The sequence below is a fragment of the Kitasatospora sp. CB01950 genome, from assembly GCF_001905465.1.
Lineage (GTDB): Bacteria > Actinomycetota > Actinomycetes > Streptomycetales > Streptomycetaceae > Kitasatospora.
The window spans coordinates 55,303-80,528 of the sequence record NZ_LISX01000015.1 but is presented as its reverse complement, the minus strand read 5'-3'; the positions used below and the strand labels follow the sequence as shown (position 1 = coordinate 80,528).

The following is a 25,226-nucleotide window of genomic DNA, read 5'->3' as shown; positions in this document are numbered from 1 at the left end:
CGGACCCACCCTCGAAGGAGCCCACGCGATGACCGCCGACCAGCCCGCAGACGTCCGCCTCTGGGGCGCGCGCTTCGCCGACGGCCCCTCCGAGGCCCTCGCCAAGCTCTCCGCCTCCGTCCACTTCGACTGGCGGCTCGCCTCCTACGACATCGCCGGCTCCAAGGCCCACGCCCGGGTCCTGCACAAGGCGGGCCTGCTCAGCGACGCCGAGCTGGACGGCATGCTGGCCGGCCTCGACCGGCTGCTGGCCGACGTCGAGTCCGGCGCGTTCGTCGGCACCGTCGCCGACGAGGACGTCCACACCGCCCTGGAGCGCGGCCTGCTGGAGCGCCTCGGCGCCGACCTCGGCGGCAAGCTGCGGGCCGGCCGCTCGCGCAACGACCAGATCGCCACCCTGTTCCGGATGTACCTGCGCGACCACGCCAGGACCATCGGCGCGCTGATCCTCGACCTCCAGCACGCCCTGGTCGGCCTCGCCGAGGCCCACCCGGACACCGCGATGCCCGGCCGCACCCACCTCCAGCACGCCCAGCCCGTGCTGTTCGCGCACCACGTGCTCGCCCACGTCCAGGCCCTCGGCCGGGACGCCGAGCGGCTGCGCCAGTGGGACACCCGCACCGCCGTCTCCCCGTACGGCTCCGGCGCGCTGGCCGGCTCCTCGCTGGGCCTCGACCCGCAGGCCGTCGCCGCCGAACTCGGCTTCGAGCGCGGCTCGGTGGGCAACTCCATCGACGGCACCGCCTCCCGCGACTTCGTCGCCGAGTTCGCCTTCGTCACCGCGATGATCGGCATCAACCTCTCGCGGATCGCGGAGGAGATCATCATCTGGAACACCAAGGAGTTCGGCTTCATCACGCTGCACGACGCCTTCTCCACCGGGTCGTCGATCATGCCGCAGAAGAAGAACCCCGACATCGCGGAGCTCGCCCGCGGCAAGTCCGGCCGCCTGATCGGCAACCTGACCGGCCTGCTCGCCACCCTCAAGGCGCTGCCGCTGGCCTACAACCGCGACCTCCAGGAGGACAAGGAGCCGGTCTTCGACTCCTGCGACACCCTGGAAGTCCTGCTGCCCGCCTTCACCGGCATGATCGCCACCCTCACCGTGCACCGCGAGCGCCTCGAGGAGCTCGCCCCGGCCGGCTTCTCGCTCGCCACCGACATCGCCGAGTGGCTGGTCAAGCAGGGCGTGCCGTTCCGCGTCGCCCACGAGGTGGCCGGCGCCTGCGTCAAGGTCTGCGAGGCCGAGGGCATCGAGCTGTCCGACCTGACGGACGAGCAGTTCGCCGCGATCTCCACCCACCTGACGCCGGACGTCCGCACGGTCCTGTCCGTGCACGGCGCCATCGCCTCCCGCAACGGCCGCGGCGGCACCGCCCCCTCGGCGGTCGCCGTCCAGCTCGCCGAGATCAAGCAGGACCTGGCCGACCAGCAGGCCTGGATCGGCTAGCCCGTCATGCACGAACGGGGCCGGACGAACCGTCCGGCCCCGTTCTCGTCGGCGCCTCTCGTCGGCGCCGCGGGTCAGCGGCTCGCGTTGGCGACGATCTCCTCGCCGGTGAGCGCGTCGACGACGTACGACACTCCGGGCCTGGCGGGGTCGGGATCGGCCAGCAGGGTGACCGCCCAGCAGGCCCGCCAGCTGCCGTCCGTCTTCAGCGCCAGCAGGAACGCGCCCTTGACCGGCCCGGAGTGGCGGGACGTCACCGCCGCGATCGCCGCCTCCTCGGTGACCGTCACCGCGGGCAGGTCGGGGTCGTCGACGATGCGCGAGTTGACCTGCGCGACCCGGCCGTCCGGGTCCACGTCGATGTCCAGCCGCACCGGCAGCAGCAGCCCGTCGGCGCGGAAGCGCCGGTACTGCACGGTGCGCCGGGCAGTCGCCGGGTTCGCCCGGTAGACATCCACGTCGGCGCCGCTCGTGACACCGGGGAACCACGTCGCGGCGAACGCGTCCGCCGCCGCCCGGGCCTCCTCGTCGCTGCCGCCGGTCGGCGGGGCGAACGGGATCAGCGATCCGTAGACGAGCCGGCCCGACGGCCACTCCAGTCGGAACGAACCGGTGGCGGTGGTGACGAGGAGTTGCTCCGGCGTCTCGCCCATCGCCGCCGAGTGCTGCACGTTGGCCACCGCCGTGCCCGGCCCGTACAGCAACTCCGCGTTTCGGCGGGCGAGTTCGAGCTGGTCCGGGTCGTGGGCCGGGGACAGTGCGGCATCGCTCCAGGTCGGCGTCACCGCCGCCCGCTGCACCACCGCCACCGGCACCAGCAGGACCACCAGCGCCACCGCGCCGAGCGACCACTCCCGGCGCCCCGGCCACGCCCGCCGCAGTGCCGAGGCCAGCGCCACCCCCAGCAGCGCTCCGGCGGAGTTGGCCACGAAGTCGCCGGAGTCGCAGGCCCGGCCGATCCCCGGCGTCAGCGACTGCACGGTCTCGGTGACGGCCGACCATCCGACGCACCCCGCGAGCACCAGCGCCGGCCGCCGTGTCGCGTGCGCGGCGAAGAACGCCAGCGGCACGAACAGCGCGACGTTCATCAGCCCCTGCTGGGTGCTGAACGCCGTCGCGAAGTCCCGGCTGTACAGGCACATCCGGGACGCCGACCGCGCCCCGCCGGTCGGATACAGCGTCGCCGCCAGCACCCCGGCCAGCGACACCCCGCCGAGCAGCGCCGACCGGCGCGGCAGCCCGCGGGCCTTCCCGAGGAAGAACGAGAGCGCCCCGAGCAGCAGGGCGGTGACCAGGAACGCGGGCAGCAGGCCGGGGTTCCCGTTGAGGATCGCGCGAATCATTGAGCATCCAGGTCGGCAGGGAAGGTGCGAACGGCCCGCGCCGTCTTCGGGCGCGGGCCGAGGACAGCGCGTGTCAGCACATGTACACGGGCGGGGTCTGGAACGACCCCTGGCCGGTCACGTCGAGGATTCCGACCACCTGTGCGCAGTAGTCGATGGTCTGGTTCTGCCAGCGGAAGTACTTGGTCTGGCCCGCCGACTGGGTGAAAGCGCCCTGGTCGTACAGCGTCCCGTGGCCCGCGTTGTACGCGAAGCGCGCGGTGATGGTGCCGCCGCCGGTCTTCTCGAAGGTGTCGTGTATGTCGTTGCCGAAGTTCGTGCCCTGGTAGACCCCCACGTACAGGGTGCCGTTGCTCAGCTTGGTGCAGGAGACCTCGTAGTTGCAGTTGCCGCCGGCCTCCTGGACGCCCTTGGCGGCCGGTTCGGTCACGGCGACGGAGGCCGAGCCGATCAGCTGCCCCGGCTGGTCCGCCGCGGAGGCGGCGGTGGTCGCTCCGGACAGGGCCAGAACGGAGACGGCCGCGGCCGTGGTCGCGGCAAGACGGTGGACGAGTCGCATACTTCCCCCCAGATATGAAGGTGAATGAAGGACGTGCTCCCGGCGGCCGCGGCCGGGTTTTCCGGTGCGGCCGGAACGATGATGTCCGGTGCGTATGGGGAGGGCAAGCAGCCATGGGGCGGCAGAGCATGGCGGATGTGACTGTCCGTTACATGTCAGTGCGGGAACGAAAAGGGCATCGGAGACGGACGGTCGGATATTCCGGTTGCTTGATCACGGTAGGCGAAAATGATCAGTGACGGGCATCACTTCGGAAAAGCAATGGCAATGCATTCGCCATGGAAATCCGGATTCCACTCCTCCGATTCCGGTGGAGCGGGCGGCGGGCAGCCCGCCTAGGCTGGGGCCATGGCCGACGCAGCCGTGACGCTTGCCGAGGGGTTCCGGGGGCGGATCGTGGTGCCCGGGGACGCGGAGTACGACCGGGCGCGGGGGGTGTGGAACGCGGCGGTGGACCGGCGTCCCGCGGTGATCGCGCAGTGCACCGGTGTCGCGGACGTGCTGCAGGCGGTCGCGGTGGCCCGGGAGCACGGGCTGCCGGCGGCGGTCCGGGGCGCGGGGCACAGCCTGGCGGGCCTGGGGACGGGCGAGGGCGCGATGCTGATCGACCTGTCCGGCCTGACGGGGGTGCGGGTGGACCCGGAGCGGCGGACCGCCCGGGCGCAGCCGGGAGTGACCTGGGGCGGGTTCGACCACGAGACGCAGGCGTTCGGCCTGGCCGCGCCGGGCGCGCCCTACTCGGCGGCGGGCATCGCGGGGACCACGCTCGGCGGCGGCATCGGCTGGCTGGCCAGGGCGTACGGGCTGACCTGCGACAACCTGGTGGAGGCGGACGTGGTGACCGCCGAGGGCCGGCTGCTGACGGCGAGCGCGGCCTCGCACCCGGAGCTGTTCGCGGGGCTGCGCGGCGGCGGCGGGAACTTCGGCGTGGTCACCTCGTTCACGTACCGCCTGCACCGGGTGGGCCCGCACGTACTGTGCGGGGCGCTGTACCTGCCCGGGGAGGCGCTGGCGGAGACGGTGGCGGCGGTGCGGGACTTCATGGCGCAGGCCCCGGACGGGCTGACGGCGGCGTGCGAGTTCGGCCGTCCGCGCGGGGTGTCGGAGCTGCCGGCGGGGGAGGCGGCGGTGCGGATCGGCCTGTGCTGGGCCGGGCGGGCGGACCGCGGCCGGGAGGTGGTGGCGCCGCTGCGCGCGCTGCCGGGCGTGGTCGCGGACACCGTGCAGACCCGCCCGTACACGCTGTGGCAGCAGATGCTGGACACCGGCCGGGGCCCGGGCGCGGGCGTGTTCGGCCGCTCCGAGTTCCTGTCGGTGCTGGACGGCGCGGCGATCGACTGCCTGGCCGAGCAGGTGGCCGCCCTGCCCTCGCCGGACGCGCACGTCCAGCTGGCGTTCCTGGGCGGCGCGGTGGCCCGGGTGGGCGCGGAGGACGGCGCGTACACCTACCGGCAGGCCCCGTACCTGCTGAGCGCGGTGGGCCGGTGGACGACCGGCCCGGCGGAGCCGCAGGTGGCGTGGGTGCGGCGGTGCTGGGAGGCGATGCGGCCGTTCTCCTCCGGCGGGGCGTACGTGAACCTGATGGGCCTGGAGGGGCAGGGCCGGGTGGTGGAGGCGTACGGGCTGGCGAAGTACGAGCGGCTGGTGGCGCTGAAGGACCGCTACGACCCGGGCAACCTGTTCCGGGTGAACCAGAACATTCGTCCGAGCGGGTGAGGGGGCCGCTCCGGCGGGGCGGCGTGACGCTCGCCACGTCGGGCGTCCGCGAGGTTGAGAGCGGCGGTCGGCGGGGTAGAGCGCTGGCGAACGTCTCTCTTGACGGTAGCCCGACCGTCCGGATACTGAGCGTGAGCGCGTCAGTTCCGGCGTCTCGGACCACCGTCCGGTGGGACGTGTCGCGCTTTTCCCGGGCCGGGCCGATCCCCGTCCGGGCACACCTCGGACAAGGCCGGTGCCAGACCCTCACTCGCGCGCGCCGGGCGATTGACGATGGAGGCCCCCTCACATGGGCATGAGTGTGATCATCGCAGCGGCACGACCGGATGAAGCGGAGCAGATCCTCAAGCTCCAGTACCTCGCCTTCCAGAGCGAGGCCGAGCTGTACAGCGACTGGAACCTCGAACCGCTGACCCAGAGCCTGGAGAGCCTCCAGGTCGAACTCGCCGAGCACCGCGCCCTGGTGGCCCGCCTGGGCGACGAGGTGGTCGGCTCGGTGCGCGGCTGGGTGGACGAGGCCGGCGTCGGCCAGATCGACCGGCTGGTCGTGCACCCGCGGATGCAGCGGCACGGCCTCGGCCGCCGCCTGCTGACCGCGCTGGAGGCGCAGCTCACCGAGGACGGCGCCGGCGCCGGCTTCGAACTGTTCACCGGCCACCGCAGCGGCAGCCTGCGGCTGTACCAGCGCCTCGGCTACCGCGAGACCGAGGTCCGCGAGGTCTCCCGGCGGCTGTCGATCGTCACCCTGGCCAAGCCCGGCGAGACCTCGCTGGCGGCCTGAACCACCCCTGCGGCGCCCGTCCCGAACACCCGGGCGGGCGCCGCGGCCTTGCCCCGCAAGGGTCGTGTCCAGATGCCGGACAGCGCGTCCTGGGCATTGGGACGTTCACCAAATGTCTGATTTACTGGGTTCCATGACCACGACGACAACATGCATCCCCACCGGCGCGACGCCGGCAGGTGAGCGACGCATGTGCCGTCGAATGCGTCGAATGTGTTGTCGCTGAGGCTTGCGCCCGGCGCGCCCCGCTGACGTCCCGCCCACCGAAGACTCGACAGAGCCACGCCTTCCGCGCGGCCGTTCCGACCGGTGACCCACGGCCCGACGCCAGCACCCACTCTTCCTCCCGGCACCAGGTGCCGTCCGGCGCGGACGCCTCCACGGCAGTCCGCCGATGAACATCCGCCGACGAACAACGGAAGCAGCTGTGATCACCACCAAGGGCCTGACCAAGGTCTACCGTTCCCGGGGCCGTGACGTCCTGGCGCTGGACAGCGTCGACCTGCACGTGCGGGAGGGCGAGGTCTTCGGCGTCGTGGGCACCAGCGGCGCCGGCAAGTCCACCCTGATCCGGTGCGTCAACCTGCTGGAGCGGCCCACCTCCGGCACCGTCACCGTGGACGGCGTCGAGCTGACCGCGCTGGCCGGCAGCGAGCAGCGCGCCGGACGCGAACTGCGCGAGGCCCGGCGGCGCATCGGCATGGTCTTCCAGCACTTCAACCTGCTGTCCTCGCGCACCGTCCAGCAGAACGTCGAACTCCCGCTGGAGATCATCGGCCTGGACCGGCACGACCGCCGCCGCAAGGCCGCCGAGCTGCTCGACCTGGTCGGCCTCGCCGACAAGGCCGGCAGCTACCCGAGCCAGCTCTCCGGCGGCCAGAAGCAGCGCGTGGGCATCGCCCGGGCGCTGGCCGGCGACCCGAAGGTGCTGCTCTCCGACGAGGCCACCAGTGCCCTCGACCCGGAGACCACCCGCTCGATCCTCAAGCTGCTGCGCGACCTCAACCAGCAGCTCGGCCTCACCGTGCTGCTGATCACCCACGAGATGGACGTCATCAAGTCGGTCTGCGACTCCGCGGCCCTGATGCGCGGCGGCAAGGTCGTCGAGACCGGACAGCTCACCGACCTGCTCGCCGACGGCCACTCCCGGATCGCCCGGGACCTGTTCCCGCTCGGCGCCTTCGGTTCCGGCGCCGCTGACCGCACCGTCCTGGAGATCACCTTCCAGGGCGACGCGCCCGCCCAGCCGTTCGTCTCCCAGCTGGCCCGGACGTACCAGATCGACATCAACATCCTCGGCGCCGCCGTGGAGACCATCGCCGGCCGCCTGGTCGGCCGGATGCGGGTCGAACTGCCCGGCAGCCACACCGACAACGTGGTGCCGATCGGCTACCTGCGCCAACAGGGACTCCAGGTGGACGTCCTCGACCTGTCGAACGGAGCGGCGGCATGACCTGGGACCGGATGCAGGAACTGATGTGGCCCGCCACCTGGGAGACCCTCCGCATGGTCGGCCTCGCCGGCCTCGCCACCCTGCTGGTCGGCCTGCCGCTCGGACTGCTGCTGGTGCTCACCGGCAAGGGCGGCCCGCTGCAGAACCAGGCCGTCAGCCGGGCGCTCGGAGTGATCGTCAACGTCGGGCGCTCCATCCCGTTCGTCATCCTGATCGTCGCGGTGATCCCGTTCACCAAGCTGGTCGCGGGGGGCACCTCGCTCGGCTGGCAGGCCGCCACCGTCCCGCTCGCCGTCGGCGCCATCCCGTTCTTCGCCCGGCTGGTGGAGACCGCGGTGCGCGAGGTGGACGGCGGACTGATCGAGGCGCTCAAGGCGATGGGCGCCGGGACCGGCACCATCGTCCGCAAGACCCTGCTGCCGGAGAGCCTGCCGTCGCTGGTCTCCGCCTTCACCACCACGCTGATCGCGCTGATCGGCTACTCCGCCATGGCCGGCACGGTCGGCGGCGGCGGGCTCGGCGACCTCGCCATCCGCTACGGCTACCAGCGCTTCGAGACCGCCTTCATGTGGGTCATCGTCGCCGAGATCGTGATCATCGTCACCGTGCTGCAACTGCTCGGCGACCTGATCGCCCGCCGGCTCGGCCACCGCGGCAACTACCGCAGCACGCTGAGCCTCCTCCGCGCCGCGAAGGCCGCCAAGGCCGCGCCGCGCGCCGAGAAGACCGCCGAGGACCTCGCGTCCTCGCACTGAACCACCGCTCCCCACCAGGAGCGGCCCCGGCCCACCAGGGCCGTTCGCAACCCGCAGAAAGGCACTTTTCGTGCGTAACGTTCTGAAGACCACCGTCCTTGCCGCCACCGCCACCGGCCTCGTCGTCGGCCTCACCGCCTGCTCCAGCTCCGGCAGCTCCGACTCCGCTGCCTCGGCCGACCCGAACAAGCCGCTGGTGATCGCCGCCAGCGCCACCCCGCACGCGCAGATCCTCAAGTTCGTGCAGGACAACCTGGCGTCGCAGGCCGGCCTCAAGCTGGACATCAAGGAGGTCAGCGACTACGTGACCCCCAACACCTCGGTCCAGGACGGATCCGCGGACGCGAACTTCTTCCAGCACCAGCCCTACCTGGACGACTTCAACAAGAAGAACGGCACCGACGTGGTCTCCGTCGAGACCGTCCACCTGGAGCCGCTCGGCGTCTACTCCAAGAAGATCAAGAGCATCGCCGACCTCAAGGACGGCGCCCAGATCGCCGTCCCGAGCGACGCCACCAACGAGGGCCGGGCGCTCAAGCTGCTCGCCGACAACAACGTCATCACCCTCAAGGACGGCGCCGGCACCACTGCCACCGCCGAGGACATCGCCTCCAACCCCAAGCACCTGAAGTTCAAGGAGCTGGAGGCCGCCCAGCTGCCGCGCGCCCTCGACGACGTCGACGCCGCCGTCATCAACGGCAACTACGCGCTCGGCGCCAACCTCAAGCCGTCCACCGACGCGCTGGTGCTGGAGAAGGCCCAGGGCAACCCGTACGCCAACATCCTGGCCGTCAAGAAGGGCCACCAGGACGACCCGCGGGTCAAGAAGCTCGCCGAGCTGCTGCACTCCGACGCGGTCAAGAAGTACATCGACGACACCTTCCAGGGCGCCGTCGTCCCCGCCTTCTGATCCACGCCCCGGAATTCCCACGGTGCCCCCGGCCTCCCCGCCGGGGGCACCGTGCCGACGAGCCGCGAGGGACGGAACAGGTACGCTGACACGCCCGAAGAGGGCGGGGCGTACGGTGTCCACGACCCGGCGAGGAGAGACGGCATGGTTGCGAACTTCCCCGAGACAGCCATCAGCACCGACCGGCTGCTGCTGCGCGCCCTTGAGGAGCAGGACGCCCCAGGCCTGACCGCGATGCTCTCCGACGAACTCGTCCAGACCTGGACCGACCACCCCCGGCCCTACGCCGAGGCCGACGCCCGGGACCTGATCACCCGTCAGGCGCCCGAGCGCCGCACCCGAGGGCGCGGAATCGTCTTCGCCGTCACCGAACACCTCACCCAGCGGCTGGTCGGCCTCCTCGAACTCGACCGCACCGACTGGCGCCTGCGCGCCACCGAGGTCCGCTGCGTCACCGCCCCCTGGGCCCGTGGCGAGGGCTACGCGCCCGAGGCCGTGCTCGGCACCGCCCAGTGGCTGTTCGAGGACCGCGGCTTCCAGCGCCTCGAACTGCGCACCCCCGCCGGCAACACCGCCGCCCAGCAGGTCGCCCAGAAGACCGGCGCGATCAGCGAAGGCGTGCTCCGCAACGCCGCGATAGTCCGCGGCGGGGAATGGGGCCCCGGCCCGGAGGAGCACACCGACCTGATCGTGTGGAGCCTGCTCCCCGAGGACCTCGACCCGCCCGAACCCGCCCATCCCGCCGACCGGCACCACGCCCTGCGCCCCTGAACACGCCCCGGGCGCGCGCCACGGCTCCGCACCACCCCGGCCACGCGGTAGCCTCTGCCGAGGGAGCGCCGACCGCGAAGCACACACCGCACCGGCACACCCACCAGGGGCGGAACACGGCGTAGGGAGAACAGCCGCAGATGGCTGACCGGATCACGGTCATCGGGTGGGACGGCACACCACTGACCCAGGCGGCCGCCGGCGCACTCGCCGCAGCCACCCTGGTCGCCGGAGCGGGCTACCAGCTCGCCGCACTCCCCGTACCGGAACGCGCCGAACGCATCGGCCTCGCCGACCTGCGGGCCGCCGCCCGCCGCCTCGCCGACCACCGCGGCACCGCCGTCGTCGTCGCCGAGGGCGACCCCGGCTTCTTCGGCGTCGTGCGCACCCTGCGCCGCCCCGAGTACGGCCTCGAACTCGAAGTGCTGCCCGCCGTCTCCTCGGTGGCCGTCGCCTTCGCCCGCGCCGGCATGCCCTGGGAGGACGCCCAGGTGGTCTCGGCGCACGGCGGACGACTGCGCCGCGCCGCCAACGTCTGCCGCGCGCACCCCAAGGTCGCCGTCCTCACCACCGCCGACGCCGGACCCAGCGAACTCGCCCTGATGCTGCGCGGCGTCCCGCGTACCTTTGTGGTCTGCGAGGCCCTCGGCACCCCCGACGAGGACGTCACCGTCCTCACCTCCGAACGCGTCCCCGACCACGACTGGCGCGACCCCTCCGTCGTCCTGGTCATCGGCAACGTCCCGCCCACCGAGGCCGCCGCCGGCTGGCTGGCCGGCAAACCCCTCGACCACCCCGGACCGCAGCGCGGCTGGGCACTCCCCAACCGGGCGTACGCGGGCGCGGACACCGATGGCAAGCGCCCCCGCGCACTGCCCCCGCACGTCCGCGCGCTGGCGCTCGCCCGCCTCGCACCCACCCCCGGCGACCTGCTGTGGACCGTCGGGGCCGGCGACGGCGCGCTCGCCGTCGAAGCCGCCCGGTTCGGCGCCGCCGTGGTCGCCGTCGAGGCCGAACCCGCCGACTGCGCCCGGATCGCCGCCAACGCCCGCAAGGCCGGCGTCGAGATCGAGACCGCCGCCGGCACCGGACCGGACGTCCTCGGGGCGCTCCCCGAACCCGACGCCGTCGCCGTCGAGAACGGCGGCCCCGCCATGGTCGGCGCCGTCGTCGCCCGCAGACCCGAACGCGTCGTCGCCGTCGCCCGCAGCCTCGCCGAAGCCGGCGAGACCCGGCAGATCCTCGACGCCGCCGGCTACCGCACCGACGGGCTGCTGCTCCAGTCCGCCCCCCTGCGCGCCGAACCGGCCGCCGGCGGCGGCCCGTCCTTCGGCCGCGGCGACTACACCCTGCTGATCTGGGCCGAACCGCGCGACTGATCGTCAGTCCCCGACGGTACGGTGATCCCCGTCGCATCCGGACAGGGTTTCGAGAACGGTTCGGCCGTGCCCGGTAGGGTTTTCCCCGGGGGCAACTCGTCAAGGCTGCACCGTGTCCGATTCGGCATGGTTACCGCCGATTTGACGCGCTGCAACCCGAACGGCCCGCTTCGCGGGCATTCGACGCGGTGCGCACCAGCCCGGAAGAATGCCGTGAGGGTCCGAAAGCGGCCGTGCCGTCGTGCCGGTTGCCCGGGGCTGTCGTTGTTTCTGATGGCACGCCACCCCTGCGGGTGACGACCGATGAAGTAAGGGACGGGTCGGTGCGGCTCCGCCCCGGCGAAGTGGGCGGGACCTCCGGGAACCCGCCGAGGACGCGCAAGCGGCCTGGAAGGAGCATTGACATGACCGACGGCGGCCACGCCCCCCACGCCGGTCCCCTCGCGCCCGAAACCGGGCCCGGCGGACCCGTTCCGGAGCACCACCTCGGCGCGCCCCTTCAGCAGGCCGCCCCCGGATGGAACGGCGAACAGCGGCCCGCGTACACCTTCCTCGACCAGCCCGACGGCGACGAGGACGACGACGTGCTGCTGATGCCCGCCCCCCAGACCGCCTGGGGCGACGCCGTGCACGGCGTCGTCGAGGTGGGCGAGCCCGCCGACGGTGCTGCTGCCGAGGCCGCCATGGGGGAGCAGCCGCCCGGCAGCCCCGTCGCGCCGTCCTGGCCGCCGCTCGCCCCGCCGGTGCTCACCGCGGAGGACTCCCCGGCCGCGCAGCCGGGCGCCCCGCAGGCGCAGCAGGCCGCCGCGCCGCTGCTGACGCCGCCCCAGCAGCGCCGCCCGCTGCACGCCGGCCCGCCGATCCCGGACCCGTCGCTGATGACCGGTCACGTCCCGGTCCGCTCGCTGGCCGACCGCGGCCCGTCCACCCCCGGCGGCACGCCCGCGTTCGGAGTGCCCGCGGCCCCCGCCGAAACGGTGCAGCAGCCGCAGCCGCAGCCGCAGCAGACCGTGCAGGCCCAGGCGGCGCCCGCACAGCCCGTGCTGGTGCCCGCGCCCGTGCAGCCGGAGGTGGTGGAGGCCGCCGCAGCCGCCATCGCCGCCGAGCAGGCCGCGCCGGCTGCGCCCGCGGAGTCGGCCGTGCCCGCCGCAGCCGCCATCGCCGCCGAGCAGGCCGCGCCGGCTGCGCCCGCGGAGTCGGCCGTGCCCGCCGAGCAGGCCGTGCCCGCCGAGCAGGCCGCGCCGACGGAGCAGGCTGCACCCGCTGCGCAGGCCGAGTCGGCTGTGCCCGCGGAGTCGGCTGCGCCCGCCGAGCAGGCCGTGCCGGCCGAGTCGGCCGCGCCCGCTGAGCAGGCCCAGTCGGCTGTGCCCGCCGAGCAGGTTGTTCCGGCCGAGCAGGCTGCACTTGCCGTCCAGGCCGCGCCCGTTGAGCAGGCTGCGCCCGTCGAGTCGGCCGCACCTGCCGAGGAAGCGCCCGCCGCCGAACCGGAGGTCGCCGCCGTGCAGCCGATCGCAGTCGAGCCGGTGGCCGCCGTCGAGCCGATCGCGGTCGAGCCCGCTGCACCCGTCGTGGCCGAGGTCCCCGCGCAGCCCACGCCGGAGGCCGTGGCCGCCGCCGCGCCCGCCGCGAGCCTGACGCCCGTGTTCGTCGAACCGGTCGAGCCCGCGGCCCCCGCCGCCACCCCGGCACCTGTCGCCGAGATCCCGGTTGCCCAGGCCGCTACTGTCGAGGCCGCTGCCGTCGAGGTGCCGGCCGCAGAGACGCCCGCCGTCGCCGAGCCCGCTGCCGAAGAGGCCCCGACGGACGCCCCGACGGCCGAAGCTGCGCCCGTCGCGGACGCCCCGGCGGAGGAAGCACCTGCTGCCGAGCCCGTGCCCGCCGCTGAGCCCGTGCCCGCCGTCGTCGAGCCGGTCGTCGTCGAGCCGGTCGCGACCGAGACCGTGGCCGCCGAGCCCGTCGAGGCCCCGTCGGAGCCGCAACCCGAGGCCGCCGCTGACGCCCCGTCGGCCGAGCAGCCGGAGGCACCCGCCGCCGAGCAGCCGGCCGAGCAGCCCGCCCCGCAGGAAGCCGAGCCCGCCGTCGAGGCCCAGGCCGAGGCCGAGCAGGTCCCCGAACAGGCCGAGAAGCCGGCCGGACGAGGTGCGCACCGCCGCATCTCCGCATTCCTCGCCGCGCCCGCCGGACTGCCGCTGCTGCAGCCCGGAACCCCGCAGCCCGCCGAGGCCGTCGAGCCGGTCGCCGACGCCGCCACCGCGCCCATCGAGGAAGCGGAAGCCGTCGCCCCCGTCGAGGAACCGGCAGCCGAACCCGCCGCCGAGACCGAGGCCGAGCCCGTCGCGGAGCCGGCTGCCGTCGAGACCCCGGCCGAGCCCGAGACCGAGGCCGCACCGGAGCCCACCGAGCCCGCCGCAGCCACCGAAGCCGAAGCCGAGACCCCGGCCGAGGCCGAAGTCGAAGCGGAGACCGACCCCGCCGCCTCCACCGATCCGGCCGACCCCGCCGAGGCCCCCGTAGCCCCCGCCGAGGCCCCCGAGGAGGACCGCGGCCCCGCCGCGCCCGCCTACGACGACGCGTGCCGCGAGGCCGTCCACCAGGTGATCCGCGAGCGCCGCGACATCCGCAACGGCTTCCGCCCGGACCCGATCCCGCACGAGGTGCTGATCCGGGTGCTGGAGGCGGCGCACACCGCGCCGAGCGTCGGCTACTCGCAGCCGTGGGACTTCGTGGTGATCCGCTCCGCCAAGACCCGCCGGAAGATGCACGAGCTGGCAGAACGTCAGCGCGAGGCGTACGCGGACTCGCTGCCCAAGGGCCGGGCGAAGCAGTTCAAGGAAATCAAGATCGAGGCGATCCTCGAAACCCCGGTCAACATCGTGGTGACCGCCGACCGCACCCGCGGCGGCCGGCACACGCTGGGCCGCCACACCCAGCCGCAGATGGCCCCGTACTCGGCGGCCCTCGCGGTGGAGAACCTGTGGCTGGCGGCCCGCGCCGAGGGCCTGGGCGTCGGCTGGGTGAGCTTCTTCGACGACGAGGAACTGGTCCGCGAACTCGGCCTGCCCGAGCACCTGGAGGTCGTCGCCTACCTGTGCGTCGGCTTCGTGGACGCGTTCCCGGACGAGCCGGAGCTGGAGCAGCAGGGCTGGGCGAAGAAGCGCCCGCTGTCCTGGGTGGTGCACGAGGAGCAGTACGGCAACCGCGCCCTGCCCGGCGAGGAGCCGCACGACCTGCTCTCCGACACGCTGCGAGGCATCCGCCCGCTGGACGCCAAGGCGCTCGGCGAGGCGTGGGACCGGCAGAAGCGGATGACCAAGCCCGCCGGGTCGCTCGGCGTGCTGGAGATCATCGCGGCGCAGCTGTCCGGCCTGGCCCGCGCCTGCCCGCCGCCGATCCCGGAGCCGGGCTGCGTGGCGATCTTCGCCGGCGACCACGGGGTGCACGCCCAGGGCGTGACGCCGTGGCCGCAGGAGGTCACCGCACAGATGGTCGGGAACTTCCTGGCCGGGGGAGCGGTGGTCAACGCGTTCGCCGCGCAGATCGGCACCGAGGTGTGCGTGGTGGACGTCGGCGTCGCCGCCGAACTGCCGGACGCCATTCAGAACGGCCGCACCACCGGCCTGCTGCCGCGCAAGGTCAAGCCCGGCACCGACGACATGACGCAGGGCCCGGCGATGAGCCGCGACGAGGCCGTCCGCGCGATCGAGGTCGGCATCGAGACCGCCCGCGACCTGGTCGCGGCCGGCAACAAGGTGCTGATCACCGGCGACATGGGCATCGCCAACACCACCGCCTCCGCCGCGCTGATCTCGGTGTTCACCGAGACCGACCCGGCCGAGGTGACCGGTCGCGGCACCGGCATCGACGACGCCACCCACGCCCGCAAGGTCGAGGTGATCCGCCAGGCCCTCGACCTGCACAAGCCGGACCCGGCCGACCCGATCGGCGTGCTCGCCGCAGTCGGCGGGCTGGAGCACGCCGCGATCGCCGGCTTCCTGCTCGGCGCGGCCTCGCTGCGCACCCCGGTCATCCTGGACGGCGTGATCGCCGGCTCGGCCGCGCTGGTCGCCAGGGCCATCGCGCCGGAGGTGCTGGCGGCCTGCATCGCCGGTCACCGCTCCGCCGAGCCGGGCCACCAGACCGCGCTCGCCAGGCTCGGCCTGCGCCCGCTGATCGACCTGGACCTGCGTCTCGGCGAGGGCACCGGTGCCCTGCTCGCCCTGCCGTTGGTGCAGAGCGCCGCCCGGGCGATGCACGATGTAGCCACCTTCGACTCCGCCGGAGTCACCGAGAAGGCCTGACCCACCATCCGGCACCCGGCCGCCCCCGCTCCACCGAGCGGGGGAGGCCACCGCCGGCCCGTACCGGGCCAGAGGGCGCGCCCGGTACGGGGCTCTCCGCACCGCTGCCCAACCCAGGAGCTCCCGCCGATGACCGCGCCGCACCCGCACCCGTCCACCCAGGGCCTCACCCCGTACCCCGTCGGGCTGCTGCTGGCCGGCCGCCGCGTCGTCGTGATCGGCGGCGGCCAGGTCGCCCAGCGCCGCCTGCCCGCACTGATCGCCGCCGGCGCCGACCTGCACCTGATAGCGCCGGCCACCACCCCGGCGGTCTCCGCGATGGCCGACGCCGGTGAACTCACCTGGCACCGGCGCCCGTACGCGGACGGCGACCTGGCCGACACCTGGTACGTCCTGGTCGCCACCGACGACCCGGACGTCAACACCGCCGTCTCCGCCGAGGCCGAACGCCTCCGGGTGTTCTGCTCCCGCAGCGACGACGCCTCCGCCGCCACCGCCTGGACGCCCGCCTCCGGCCACGACGCCGGCGCGACCGTCGCCGTCCTCACCGGCGACCCCCGGCACTCCGCCGCCCTCCGCGACTCCATCGTCGCGGGCCTGCGCGACGCCTCCCTCGCCGCCCGCCAGTACCGTGCCCGCGGCGCGGGCGTCGCCCTGGTCGGCGGCGGCCCCGGCGACCCCGACCTGATCACCGTCCGCGGCCGTCGACTCCTCGCGGACGCCGACGTGGTCGTCGCCGACCGGCTCGCCCCCCGCGAGCTGCTCGCCGAACTCCCGCCGCACGTCGAGGTGATCGACGCCTCGAAGATCCCCTACGGCCGCTACATGGCCCAGGAAGCGATCAACCAGACCCTGATCGACCACGCCAAGGCCGGAAAGTTCGTGGTCCGCCTCAAGGGCGGCGACCCGTACGTCTTCGGCCGCGGCGGCGAGGAACTCCTCGCCTGCCTGGACGCGGGCGTCCCCGTCACCGTCGTCCCCGGCATCTCCTCCTCCATCAGCGTCCCCGCCGCCGCCGGCATCCCCGTCACCCACCGCGGCCTCACCCACGAGTTCACCGTGATCTCCGGCCACGTCGGCCCCGGCGAACGCTCCCTCACCAACTGGCAGGCCGTCGCCGGCATGACCGGCACCCTGGTCCTGCTGATGGCCGTCGACAAGATCGCCGCCATCGCCGCCGAGCTGTTGAAGCACGGCCGCCCCGCCGACACCCCCGTCGCCGTCGTCCAGGAGGGCACCACCTCCGCCCAACGCCGCATCGACGCCACCCTCGCCACCATCGGCGACACCGTCCTCACCGAGGGCATCAAGCCCCCGGCGGTCATCGTCATCGGCGACGTGGTCAACGTCCTGGGCTGAAGGCCCCGAGTCTGCGGTCGGTCACGGGGGTGCCGAGCGTTCCGCCGTTTCCGGTCCCTGCTCCGACCTCTCCCGATCCCCCCACGTGCGAAAATCATCCAGTGTCTGAGCCCATCACCGTCACCGACGCCGGCGACCCCCGCCTGAGCGACTACACCGACCTCACCGACGTCGAGCTCCGCCGTCGGCGCGAACCGGCCGAGGGCCTGTTCATCGCCGAGGGCGAGAAGGTGATCCGTCGCGCCCTCGCCGCCGGCTACCGGATGCGGTCGATGCTGCTCACCGCCAAGTGGCTCGGCGTGATGGCCGACGTGATCGAGGAGGCCGACGCCCCCGTCCATCTTGTCGAGCCCGCCCTCGCCGAGCGCGTCACCGGCTACCACGTCCATCGCGGGGCCCTCGCGTCGATGGAGCGCAAGCCCCTGCCGACTGCGTCCGACGTCCTCGACGGGGCGCGTCGCGTCGCCGTGCTGGAGGGCCTGGTCGACCACACCAACCTCGGTGCGATCTTCCGCTCCGCGGCCGCTCTCGGCATGGACGCCGTCCTGCTCTCCCCGGACTGCGCCGACCCGCTCTACCGACGTGCCGTCAAGACGTCCATGGGAGCGGTGTTCTCCGTCCCGTACGCCCGCCTCGACCCGTGGCCGGACTCCCTCGCGGCCGTCCGCGAGGCCGGCTTCGAACTGCTCGCCCTCACCCCGTCCGGTGCCGAGGACTTCACCGTCGCCAAGTCCCACCTGCTCCCCAGAGCGGCCCTGATGCTGGGCGCCGAGGGCGACGGCCTGACCCCGAAGGCCCTCGCCGCCGCCGACCAGCGGGTGCGCATCCCGATGGCGCACGGCATCGACTCGCTCAACGTCGGCGCCGCCGCCGCGATCGCGTTCTACGCGGTGAACCACGGCTGACTCCCGGCCCCACAAAGGAAGTTGAGGCTTCCGCCCGGCGCGCTTTTTCGGTAGACATGCCGCCATGATCATCGACCGAGCCGTCGCGCTCCGCCGACTCACGCTCCCCGGCTACCGCGGCCCCCTGCTGCTGACCGCCCTGCTCGCCGCGGTCGTGGCGCTGCCCGAGGGAGTACCGCACCTCGCGATGGTGTTCGCCGCCGTCGCGGGCGGCCTGTTCCTGTCGGGGCTCACGGCGGCTCCGCTGACCGCGCCCCTGGCCATGCTGCCGTTCGCGTTCCCGGTCCTGCTGATCGCCGTCGTGGTGATCGGAGCGACGGTCGAAAGGCCGCTCACCCGCCCGCGCCGCCCCGGCACCAGCGCGCTGCTCGGCCTCGCGCTGGGCTGCGCCGCCGTCGTGCTGGGCTTCAGCCTCCCGGGCTGGGACTACGGCCTGCTCGGCGTCGGCGGGCTGACGCTGGTCGGCCTGCCGTTCGCCTGGCTGCTCTGGCAGCAGCAGCCCGCCGCCCGCAACGCCGAGTCCCCGTCGGGCCGTTGGCGCTGGGCGGTGGCTCCGCTGCTGGTGGCCGCCACCGTGCTGACGGTCACCCGGACCGACCCGGCCGAGGCCCGCTTCGCGCTGGCCCGCCCGGCGCTCACCGACTGGGCCGAACACGCCCTGGCCACCGGCACGGCCGAGCAGGGCTGGGTCGCGGGCTACCACCTCACCGAGCCCGAACTCACCGGCGGCGGCGTCAAGTTCGCCATCCCCGGCACCGGCGTCTTCGCTCCCCACGGCCTCGCGTACTTCCCGCCCGGCACCACCCTGCCCGCCAAGGGCAGCTATGTCCCGCTGGGCGACGGCTGGTACGACTGGGAGGAGCACGACCGGTTCTAGAGAGCCGCCAGCACCGCCTCGTCGGCCCCGTCCAGCACGAACCCGTTGTCGAAGCGCACCCGGACCGACGAGCGCGGCCCCCGCACCTGGAACGCCTCCCAGTGCGGCGTCAACGTGGCGATCTGGCCCTCCAGTTGCTTGAGACTCTCGGCGGGCATGGTGTGCCCGTAGTCGTCGTGCAGCGCCCGCAGCCGCTCGTACTCGCGGACCTCCTCGGGCGCCGCCACCTCCCCGACCACGTGCTCGACGGTGCCCTCGACGCCCGCCCCCAGCAGCAGGACGCCCACGGGCTCTCCGCTCCCGGACGCGTCCCCCAGCGCCACATCCACCACCAGCTTGACGCGCACTCCCGCGACCAGCGCCATCGCTCCCGTACCTCCCGGTCTCGCCCAGATTTCCGCGGATCATTATCCGCCGTGACCGGCCGATGACCCGTCAGGCTGCCCGGCGGGCCGCCGGCGGCGATATCGGCTGCGGCGCCGGACGGCCCGGCTTGTGGTGGCGACGGCCCGTCAGGTCGCCCACCCGCAGCACCAGGTCGGGCGACGGGGGAGCGGGCCAGACCGTCAGCCGGTGCTCCTCGACGGGGCGGGCGGCGGTGTCGGTCTCCCGGCCCCGGTCGCGGCCCCGGGTCTGCACCCGGATCCGGTACCAGCCGCGGCCCGCGTGCGCGAGGTTGCCGGCCTCGGCGATGTCCACGCCGTCCCAGGCCCGCAGCCGCAACTCGCCGCTGCTGTACAGCGAAAGCTCCACGGCGCTCTCCCACTCCGGCCCGGGCTCGGCGGGCCGCTCCGCGGTCCGCTCCACGCCGAGCCGGATCAGCCCGGTGTGGGTGCCGCACAGCACCGTCAGGTGGTCCGGGCAGCCGGCGGCCACCCCGTTGCCGTGGAACAGCCGGGCCAGCGCGTGCGCGTCCCAGCCGTCCGGCAGCTCCGGCCCGTACAGGAAGTACTGGCAGTACGCGACGTGCATCGCGTCGGTCGTCCACATCATGCGGCACATGCTCCCGCCGGGCACTGACAGCCCGTCACCGCCGCCGGGGGCCGGCGGATCAGTGCGAGCCGGACACGCCCGCCCCCGGCCAGGACTCCTCCAGGCTGCCGTCCGGCCGGACGGTGTACCGGGTCGAGGAGACCGCGCCGGTGCGCTCCACCCGTTCCTCGCGGATCAGCGCGCCGTTCTCCACCCGCCACACCGCCCCGGCCTCGGGGTTCGCGGCGGACGCCCGGCCGGCGATCAGCACCGGGGTGTCTCCGTCGAAGCCGTACAGCTGCACCAGGTCGACGGGGACGGAGCCCTCGCCCCGGCGCAGCACCACCAGCGTCGCCGGGGCGTCCCGGTAGCGGGCCGGCAGTACGGCGGACAGGCTGACCGGCGCGCCCGCGTCGGTGGAGTGGCTGTCGTGCAGCTGGATCGCGGGGCCGCCCGCCGGGTCCGGGTAGCTGCGGTTGGGCCAGTCCGCCGACGGCGGGCTGCCGAGCGCCGGGCCCAGGCCCGAGCCGCCGTGGCCGACCGTGTTCACCCCGTCCACCGACAGCGTCGCGCCCGTGGTCGGCTTCACCGGGGCCGTCGCGGTCGGCGCGGGCAGGCCTTGGGTGCTGCGGTTCTCGCAGCCCTGTGCGACCGCGATGGCCAGCGCCACCCCGACCGTCACGGTGACGAACACCACCAGCCGCTGCCGCATCAGCCGTTGACGGGCCGTCGGACGGGCGGGTCCGGGCACCCGCCCGGGCGGGGGAGTGCGGTCGCGGCCGGGCAGCGGGGTGCGCTCCCGACCGGCGGAACCGGCGGCGGGCCGGCGCTCGCGCACCGTGTCGCCGTCCCGGACCGGGCGCCGCACCCGCTCGGTGCGGGCGTCCGGGTGCACCTCCTGCCGGGGCATCGGCTGCGCGGCCGCGACCGGCCGTCCACCGGCCGCCGCGACGTCGGCAGCGGGCTGCGCGGCCGCTGCCGCAGGCCGGGCGGGCGCCGGGCGGGCGGCTGGCGGCGCACCGGCCGAGGCGCGCGGAGCGTCGGCGGCGGGCCGCCGGACGGCACCGGGCACCGCGGCCCCTTGCGGGCCGGCCGGGCGGCGCGGCGGCGGACCGTCGGGCCGGGCGGCCGCCGGAGCCTCCGCCGGGGCGGCGGTCGCGGCCTGCGCGGTCGCGGCCCGCTCCTCGGCACGGGCCGCGGCCCGGGCGGCCCGGCCGCCGGCGCCGCGGGTGGCGAGTTCGCTGAGGCGCTCGTGCAGCGCGGCCGCCGGCGGGCGCTCGGACGGCTCCTTGGCCAGGCAGGCCCGCACCACCGGGGCCAGCACCGGCGGAATCCCGGTCAGGTCCGGCTCCTCGTGCACCACCCGGTACAGCATCACCTCGGACGAGGCGCCCGACCCGAACGGCGACTCCCCGGTCAGCGCGAACGCCAGCGTCGCCCCGAACGCGAACACGTCGGTGGCGGGCGTCACCGCCGCGCCGCGCACCTGCTCGGGCGCCAGGAAGCCCGGCGAGCCGACCGCGGTGCCGACGTGCGTGAGGGTGGACGCGCCGCGCGACCAGGCGATGCCGAAGTCGATGATCCGCGGGCCCTTGGGGGAGAGCAGGATGTTCGACGGCTTGAGGTCGCGGTGCACCACTCCCGCCTCGTGCACCTTCACCAGTCCGTCGGCCAGCGCCGCGCCGATCCGCGCCGCGTCCGGCCAGGCCAGCACGCCCTCTTCGGAGATCTGCTTGTACAGCGACGGCCCGGGCACGTACGCGGTGGCCAGCCACGGGCGGTCGGCCTCGATGTCGGAGCCCATCACCCGCGCCGTGCAGCCGCCGCGGATCCGGGAGGCCGCCGCGATCTCGCGGGCGAACCGGGTGCGGAACTCGGCGTCCTCGGCGAGTTCGGCGCGGATCAGCTTCAGCGCGACCCGCTGCCCCCTCCGGTCCGAACCGAGGAAGACCACGCCCATCCCGCCCGCGCCCAGCCGCCGGTGCAGCCGGTACGGGCCGACGATGCGGGGGTCCTCACGCCGCAGCCGCATCATTGCCATCTGCCCGTACCCGTTCCCGTTCCGTCAGCCTGTGGGGTGAGGCCCCGTCGGATTGGGGCATCGTCAGACAACTGTCTCGGCACAGCTTACGGACAGCTAGCGGCCCCGTGCTGACACGCAACACACGAACCGCCGGTCCGATTGTCAGATCGGTGCTGCCGACGCCCCGTCGGACCCCCTGTCCCACCAGCAGTCCGACCGTCCCCCAAGGGGTCCTGTCAGGGTCGCCTAAGGGGTGCGCGCACCCCGGAGTCCGACTCCAGGTGTACGTGACCCCGCTCCTCCTCCTACCAGCGGAGGCGATCGGAACGGTACGACGGCATGACGACCTCGAAAGCCGTGCCGCCTAACGTTGTTCACAGCGAGGACGGCCCCGCTCGTCCCCCGAGAAGAACCGTCCTCGCTGCCAAGCAGAACCACCCGTCCCCGACCCGACAGCACCAGCAGCAGCCCGGCAGGAGCACAGCAGACATGGCACCGCTCAGCAGAGCCCTTCGCAGCCGGCCCCTGTCCCCGCACCCCGCGGAGACCCGGCACCCGATGGTCGCCCTCGCCATCGCCCTGCCCTGCGCGATCCTGCTGATGGTCCTGTTCGGGGCGTGGGACCAACTGGCGACCCAGACACAGGCGGTCGCCGATCTGATCGGGCGCTGACCCCCATGGGGTAGGGGTCGACGCGCCGGCCCGGAGCAACCCTCATCACGTCGTGGACGGACGAAATGAGTGGCGCAGGCTGCAGCTCCGGGCCCACCCGGTGGCCGGGAACGACACGTCGGTGAGGGCGTGCCGTTCCCGGCCACTCCCATGCCCGCCACCGCGCCGAAACACCGAGAGCCGCCACCCGAAACCGGGTGACGGCTCTCAACTTCTGTGCGCGATACTGGGATTGAACCAGTGACCCCTACCGTGTCAAGGTAGTGCTCTCCCGCTGAGCTAATCGCGCAGGACGATCTGTGGATCGAGATCCGAAGACCAGTGCGCGATACTGGGATTGAACCAGTGACCCCTACCGTGTCAAGGTAGTGCTCTCCCGCTGAGCTAATCGCGCGGGGGTGTGCCAGGGGCTCGAAGAGGCCCTGCCTGTGTGCGCGATACTGGGATTGAACCAGTGACCCCTACCGTGTCAAGGTAGTGCTCTCCCGCTGAGCTAATCGCGCAGGACGATCTGTGGATCGAGATCCGAAGACCAGTGCGCGATACTGGGATTGAACCAGTGACCCCTACCGTGTCAAGGTAGTGCTCTCCCGCTGAGCTAATCGCGCGGGGAGGGCCTCCGGTCGAAACCGGAGGCACCTCTTGGAGGTGGAGACGGGATTTGAACCCGTGTACACGGCTTTGCAGGCCGTTGCCTCGCCTCTCGGCCACTCCACCAGGCAACATCTGAAGAACGATCCTACCTGTTCTCCATCGAGCGGACGACGAGATTCGAACTCGCGACCCTCACCTTGGCAAGGTGATGCTCTACCAACTGAGCCACGTCCGCCTGTCTTCCTGGAAGCTCTTCCGGTTTTTCCGGCCGCGCTCCCTGGCGACGTGTTGAACTCTAGCGGATTCCGGGCCCAGCTGAAAAATCCGTTCCCGCAGCGTGGCGCGGGGATGGCCGCCGGATGCCCAACCGCCCGGTCCGCCCGGACCGTTCCCACAGGCCTCCGACCTAGACTTTTCGGTACCGGGGCGAACCCCCGGCGCCCACGCCCGCGCTCGCGCGGGCGCAACGGGCAGCACCGCAATCCGCGCAGGAGAACCCGTGTCCGGCCGCACCGCACCGCTCAGCCCCCACCAGCCGATGGCCCGCTTCGCCGGCCGGCTCGCCACCGGACTGCGCGAAGTCGCCCACGACCCCGCCGCGCTCGACCGCGGCGGATTCTGGGCCGTCGCCCTCGACTTCGAAGGCCGCCTCACCTGCGCCCGGTTCGACGAGGTCCGCCCCGACCCCGCGCCGCCCGCCACCCACAACTGGCGCGGCCCGGACCCGGACAGCTGGCACAGCTCCCTCGACGCCGACGCCTACCGCGCCGGAGTGCGCCGCATCCGCGAATACATCGCCGCCGGCGAGGTCTACCAGGCCAACCTCTGCCGGGTGTTGAGCGCACCGCTGCCCGACCCCGAACGCACCGACGTCGACGCCCTCACCGGACTGCTCGCCGCCCACAACCCCGCGCCGTACGCAGGAACGATTCGGCTCCCCGAGCACGGCGTCGAAATCGCCACCGCCTCGCCCGAGCTGTACCTGAGCCGCCACGGCCGCACCGTCCGCTCCGGCCCGATCAAGGGCACCGGCCGCACCGAGCACGACCTGCTCGACAAGGACTACGCCGAGAACGTGATGATCGTCGACCTGGTCCGCAACGACCTCGGCCAGGTCTGCGACACCGGCACCGTCACCGTCCCCGACCTGTGCGCCGTCGAGAAGCACCCCGGCCTGGTCCACCTCGTCTCCACCGTCGAAGGACGCCTGCACGCCGACGCCGGCTGGCCGCAGCTGTTCGACGCCACCTTCCCGCCCGGCTCCGTCACCGGCGCCCCCAAGAGCAGCGCACTGCGCATCATCCGCGAACTGGAGACCGCCCCCCGCGGCCCCTACTGCGGCGCCATCGGCTGGGTCGACGCCGACCGCGGCGAGGCCGAACTCGCCGTCGGCATCCGCTCGTTCTGGATCGAACGGGACACCGGCCGGCCCGTCCTCAAATTCGGCGCCGGCGCCGGAATCACCTGGGGCTCCGACCCGGACGGCGAATGGCGGGAAACCGAGCTCAAGGCCGCCAGGCTGGTGGCGATAGCCTCCACGGGCACCCCCGCCTGACCGCAAGGAGCACAGCGCCGATGATCTGGGTCAACGGAACCCTCACCGCCGAGGACGACGCCGCACTCTCCGTCCTCGACCACGGACTCACCGTCGGCGACGGCGTGTTCGAAACCGTCAAGGCCGAGCACGGCGAACTCTTCGCCCTCACCCGCCACCTCGACCGCCTCACCCGCTCCGCCCGCGGCCTCGGCCTCCCCGACCCCGACCACGACCTGGTCCGCGAAGCCTGCGCCGCTGTCCTCGCCGCCAAGCCCATGCCGCTCGGCCGCCTGCGCATCACCTTCACCGGCGGCCGCGCCCCGCTCGGCTCCGAACGCGGCGACAGCGCCCCCACCCTGGTCGTCGCCCTCGGCACCGCCGCGCGCCGCCCCGACACCACCGCCGTCGTCACCGTCCCCTGGCGCCGCAACGAACACTCCGCCGTCACCGGCCTGAAGACCACCTCCTACGCCGAGAACGTCGTCGCCCTCGCCGCCGCCCACCGCGCAGACGCCGGCGAAGCCCTCTTCGCCAACACCGCCGGCTGGCTCTGCGAAGGCACCGGCTCCAACGTCTTCCTGGTCCTCGACGGCCGCCTGATCACCCCCACCCTCGCCTCCGGCTGCCTGGCCGGCATCACCCGGCAACTCGTCGTCGACTGGACGGGCGCCGAGGAGACCGACGTCCCCCTCGAAGCCCTCGCCGACGCCGAGGAGATCTTCCTGACCTCCACCCTCCGCGACGTCCAGGCCGTCACCCGCGTCGACGCCCGCACCCTCCCCGGCATCGGCCCGGTCACCCGCAAGGCGATGGAGATCTTCGCCGAGCACGCCGCCCAGGACAACGACCCCGTCGAAGAGCGGTAGAACCGG

The 25,226-nt window shown here is 73.6% G+C and carries 20 protein-coding genes and 6 tRNA genes; 15 read left to right on the top strand and 11 right to left on the bottom strand.

Annotated features, from left to right (window positions below; translation table 11 throughout):
* The first annotated feature begins 28 nt into the window (after positions 1-28).
* Positions 29-1,450: an argininosuccinate lyase gene (gene argH / locus AMK19_RS29135; protein WP_073817123.1), complete on the top strand. Its 1,422-nt coding sequence runs from the start codon at positions 29-31 to the stop codon at positions 1,448-1,450.
* Between the two features lie 74 nt (positions 1,451-1,524).
* Here the strand turns inward: argH and AMK19_RS29130 are convergent, their stop codons facing one another.
* Positions 1,525-2,793: a VanZ family protein gene (locus AMK19_RS29130; protein ID WP_073817120.1), complete on the bottom strand. Its 1,269-nt coding sequence runs from the start codon at positions 2,791-2,793 to the stop codon at positions 1,525-1,527.
* 73 nt (positions 2,794-2,866) lie between these two features.
* Positions 2,867-3,352: a hypothetical protein gene (locus tag AMK19_RS29125; RefSeq protein WP_073817117.1), complete on the bottom strand. Its 486-nt coding sequence runs from the start codon at positions 3,350-3,352 to the stop codon at positions 2,867-2,869.
* Between the two features lie 348 nt (positions 3,353-3,700).
* Between AMK19_RS29125 and AMK19_RS29120 the strand changes: the two genes are divergently transcribed.
* The 11 genes from AMK19_RS29120 to AMK19_RS29070 all read left to right on the top strand — a co-directional run bounded on the left by AMK19_RS29120 (position 3,701) and on the right by AMK19_RS29070 (position 18,556).
* The gene (locus AMK19_RS29120; protein WP_073817113.1) at positions 3,701-5,068 is read left to right on the top strand and encodes an FAD-binding oxidoreductase; all 1,368 of its coding nucleotides are present in this window, start codon (positions 3,701-3,703) and stop codon (positions 5,066-5,068) included.
* Between the two features lie 289 nt (positions 5,069-5,357).
* Complete coding sequence (locus AMK19_RS29115) at positions 5,358-5,849, top strand: GNAT family N-acetyltransferase (RefSeq protein ID WP_073817108.1); 492 nt, start codon at positions 5,358-5,360, stop codon at positions 5,847-5,849.
* A gap of 427 nt (positions 5,850-6,276) precedes the next feature.
* Entirely contained in the window at positions 6,277-7,302 is a 1,026-nt protein-coding gene (locus tag AMK19_RS29110) for a methionine ABC transporter ATP-binding protein (RefSeq protein WP_073817105.1), read from the top strand.
* On the top strand, positions 7,299-8,057 hold the full coding sequence (locus AMK19_RS29105; protein WP_073817102.1) for a methionine ABC transporter permease: 759 nt from the start codon (positions 7,299-7,301) through the stop codon (positions 8,055-8,057). Before AMK19_RS29110 ends, AMK19_RS29105 begins: the two co-directional genes overlap by 4 nt.
* A 70-nt stretch (positions 8,058-8,127) precedes the next feature.
* Positions 8,128-8,967 carry a MetQ/NlpA family ABC transporter substrate-binding protein gene (locus AMK19_RS29100; RefSeq protein WP_073817098.1) on the top strand — a complete coding sequence of 280 codons (840 nt, stop codon included), beginning with the start codon at positions 8,128-8,130 and terminating at the stop codon, positions 8,965-8,967.
* Between the two features lie 144 nt (positions 8,968-9,111).
* A complete protein-coding gene (locus AMK19_RS29095; RefSeq protein WP_073817095.1) occupies positions 9,112-9,738 on the top strand; it encodes a GNAT family N-acetyltransferase in 627 nt (208 codons plus the stop codon).
* A gap of 140 nt (positions 9,739-9,878) precedes the next feature.
* Entirely contained in the window at positions 9,879-11,117 is a 1,239-nt protein-coding gene (gene cbiE, locus AMK19_RS29090) for a precorrin-6y C5,15-methyltransferase (decarboxylating) subunit CbiE (protein ID WP_073817092.1), read from the top strand.
* A 404-nt stretch (positions 11,118-11,521) separates the two neighbouring features.
* A complete protein-coding gene (gene cobT, locus AMK19_RS29085) occupies positions 11,522-15,415 on the top strand; it encodes a nicotinate-nucleotide--dimethylbenzimidazole phosphoribosyltransferase (protein WP_073817088.1) in 3,894 nt (1,297 codons plus the stop codon).
* Positions 15,416-15,544: 129 nt separating this feature from the next.
* Entirely contained in the window at positions 15,545-16,774 is a 1,230-nt protein-coding gene (gene cobA / locus AMK19_RS29080) for a uroporphyrinogen-III C-methyltransferase (RefSeq protein ID WP_073817084.1), read from the top strand.
* 101 nt (positions 16,775-16,875) lie between these two features.
* Complete coding sequence (locus AMK19_RS29075; RefSeq protein WP_073817081.1) at positions 16,876-17,679, top strand: TrmH family RNA methyltransferase; 804 nt, start codon at positions 16,876-16,878, stop codon at positions 17,677-17,679.
* 64 nt (positions 17,680-17,743) lie between these two features.
* A complete protein-coding gene (locus AMK19_RS29070) occupies positions 17,744-18,556 on the top strand; it encodes a hypothetical protein (protein ID WP_073817077.1) in 813 nt (270 codons plus the stop codon).
* Here the strand turns inward: AMK19_RS29070 and AMK19_RS29065 are convergent.
* The 3 genes from AMK19_RS29065 to AMK19_RS29055 all read right to left on the bottom strand — a co-directional run bounded on the left by AMK19_RS29065 (position 18,553) and on the right by AMK19_RS29055 (position 21,569).
* Positions 18,553-18,921: a hypothetical protein gene (locus AMK19_RS29065; protein WP_073817072.1), complete on the bottom strand. Its 369-nt coding sequence runs from the start codon at positions 18,919-18,921 to the stop codon at positions 18,553-18,555. The genes AMK19_RS29070 and AMK19_RS29065 overlap by 4 nt on opposite strands.
* Positions 18,922-18,991: 70 nt before the next feature.
* The gene (locus tag AMK19_RS29060) at positions 18,992-19,549 is read right to left on the bottom strand and encodes a hypothetical protein (protein ID WP_073817068.1); all 558 of its coding nucleotides are present in this window, start codon (positions 19,547-19,549) and stop codon (positions 18,992-18,994) included.
* A 58-nt stretch (positions 19,550-19,607) separates the two neighbouring features.
* Entirely contained in the window at positions 19,608-21,569 is a 1,962-nt protein-coding gene (locus AMK19_RS29055) for a serine/threonine-protein kinase (RefSeq protein WP_143200459.1), read from the bottom strand.
* A gap of 471 nt (positions 21,570-22,040) precedes the next feature.
* Here AMK19_RS29055 and AMK19_RS29050 point away from each other — a divergent pair, with 471 nt between their 5' ends.
* Complete coding sequence (locus AMK19_RS29050) at positions 22,041-22,223, top strand: hypothetical protein (RefSeq protein WP_073817061.1); 183 nt, start codon at positions 22,041-22,043, stop codon at positions 22,221-22,223.
* 217 nt (positions 22,224-22,440) lie between these two features.
* On the opposite strand, the gene AMK19_RS29045 is transcribed toward AMK19_RS29050, so the two are convergent.
* From AMK19_RS29045 to AMK19_RS29020, 6 genes are all read right to left on the bottom strand, one after another.
* Positions 22,441-22,512, bottom strand: a tRNA-Val gene (locus AMK19_RS29045).
* Positions 22,513-22,545: 33 nt separating this feature from the next.
* Positions 22,546-22,617, bottom strand: a tRNA-Val gene (locus AMK19_RS29040).
* Between the two features lie 37 nt (positions 22,618-22,654).
* Positions 22,655-22,726: transfer RNA gene (locus tag AMK19_RS29035), tRNA-Val, on the bottom strand.
* Between the two features lie 33 nt (positions 22,727-22,759).
* Positions 22,760-22,831: transfer RNA gene (locus tag AMK19_RS29030), tRNA-Val, on the bottom strand.
* Positions 22,832-22,866: 35 nt separating this feature from the next.
* A tRNA-Cys gene (locus AMK19_RS29025) sits at positions 22,867-22,940 on the bottom strand.
* Between the two features lie 39 nt (positions 22,941-22,979).
* A tRNA-Gly gene (locus AMK19_RS29020) sits at positions 22,980-23,052 on the bottom strand.
* A 303-nt stretch (positions 23,053-23,355) separates the two neighbouring features.
* Here AMK19_RS29020 and AMK19_RS29015 point away from each other — a divergent pair.
* Positions 23,356-24,372, top strand: a complete 1,017-nt coding sequence (locus tag AMK19_RS29015) for a chorismate-binding protein (protein ID WP_073817324.1) — start codon at positions 23,356-23,358, stop codon at positions 24,370-24,372.
* A 20-nt stretch (positions 24,373-24,392) separates the two neighbouring features.
* The gene (locus AMK19_RS29010; RefSeq protein ID WP_073817057.1) at positions 24,393-25,220 is read left to right on the top strand and encodes an aminotransferase class IV; all 828 of its coding nucleotides are present in this window, start codon (positions 24,393-24,395) and stop codon (positions 25,218-25,220) included.
* The last annotated feature ends 6 nt before the right edge of the window (positions 25,221-25,226 follow it).

Bases quoted from the DNA above. Each gene is read 5' to 3' on its own strand.
- argH (WP_073817123.1), top strand. From the start codon at position 29: ATGACCGCCGACCAGCCCGCAGACGTCCGCCTCTGGGGCGCGCGCTTC.
- AMK19_RS29130 (WP_073817120.1), bottom strand. From the start codon at position 2,793: ATGATTCGCGCGATCCTCAACGGGAACCCCGGCCTGCTGCCCGCGTTC.
- AMK19_RS29125 (WP_073817117.1), bottom strand. From the start codon at position 3,352: ATGCGACTCGTCCACCGTCTTGCCGCGACCACGGCCGCGGCCGTCTCC.
- AMK19_RS29120 (WP_073817113.1), top strand. From the start codon at position 3,701: ATGGCCGACGCAGCCGTGACGCTTGCCGAGGGGTTCCGGGGGCGGATC.
- AMK19_RS29115 (WP_073817108.1), top strand. From the start codon at position 5,358: ATGGGCATGAGTGTGATCATCGCAGCGGCACGACCGGATGAAGCGGAG.
- AMK19_RS29105 (WP_073817102.1), top strand. From the start codon at position 7,299: ATGACCTGGGACCGGATGCAGGAACTGATGTGGCCCGCCACCTGGGAG.
- AMK19_RS29095 (WP_073817095.1), top strand. From the start codon at position 9,112: ATGGTTGCGAACTTCCCCGAGACAGCCATCAGCACCGACCGGCTGCTG.
- cbiE (WP_073817092.1), top strand. From the start codon at position 9,879: ATGGCTGACCGGATCACGGTCATCGGGTGGGACGGCACACCACTGACC.
- cobT (WP_073817088.1), top strand. From the start codon at position 11,522: ATGACCGACGGCGGCCACGCCCCCCACGCCGGTCCCCTCGCGCCCGAA.
- cobA (WP_073817084.1), top strand. From the start codon at position 15,545: ATGACCGCGCCGCACCCGCACCCGTCCACCCAGGGCCTCACCCCGTAC.
- AMK19_RS29070 (WP_073817077.1), top strand. From the start codon at position 17,744: ATGATCATCGACCGAGCCGTCGCGCTCCGCCGACTCACGCTCCCCGGC.
- AMK19_RS29065 (WP_073817072.1), bottom strand. From the start codon at position 18,921: ATGGCGCTGGTCGCGGGAGTGCGCGTCAAGCTGGTGGTGGATGTGGCG.
- AMK19_RS29060 (WP_073817068.1), bottom strand. From the start codon at position 19,549: ATGATGTGGACGACCGACGCGATGCACGTCGCGTACTGCCAGTACTTC.
- AMK19_RS29055 (WP_143200459.1), bottom strand. From the start codon at position 21,569: ATGGCAATGATGCGGCTGCGGCGTGAGGACCCCCGCATCGTCGGCCCG.
- AMK19_RS29050 (WP_073817061.1), top strand. From the start codon at position 22,041: ATGGCACCGCTCAGCAGAGCCCTTCGCAGCCGGCCCCTGTCCCCGCAC.
- AMK19_RS29015 (WP_073817324.1), top strand. From the start codon at position 23,356: ATGGCCCGCTTCGCCGGCCGGCTCGCCACCGGACTGCGCGAAGTCGCC.
- AMK19_RS29010 (WP_073817057.1), top strand. From the start codon at position 24,393: ATGATCTGGGTCAACGGAACCCTCACCGCCGAGGACGACGCCGCACTC.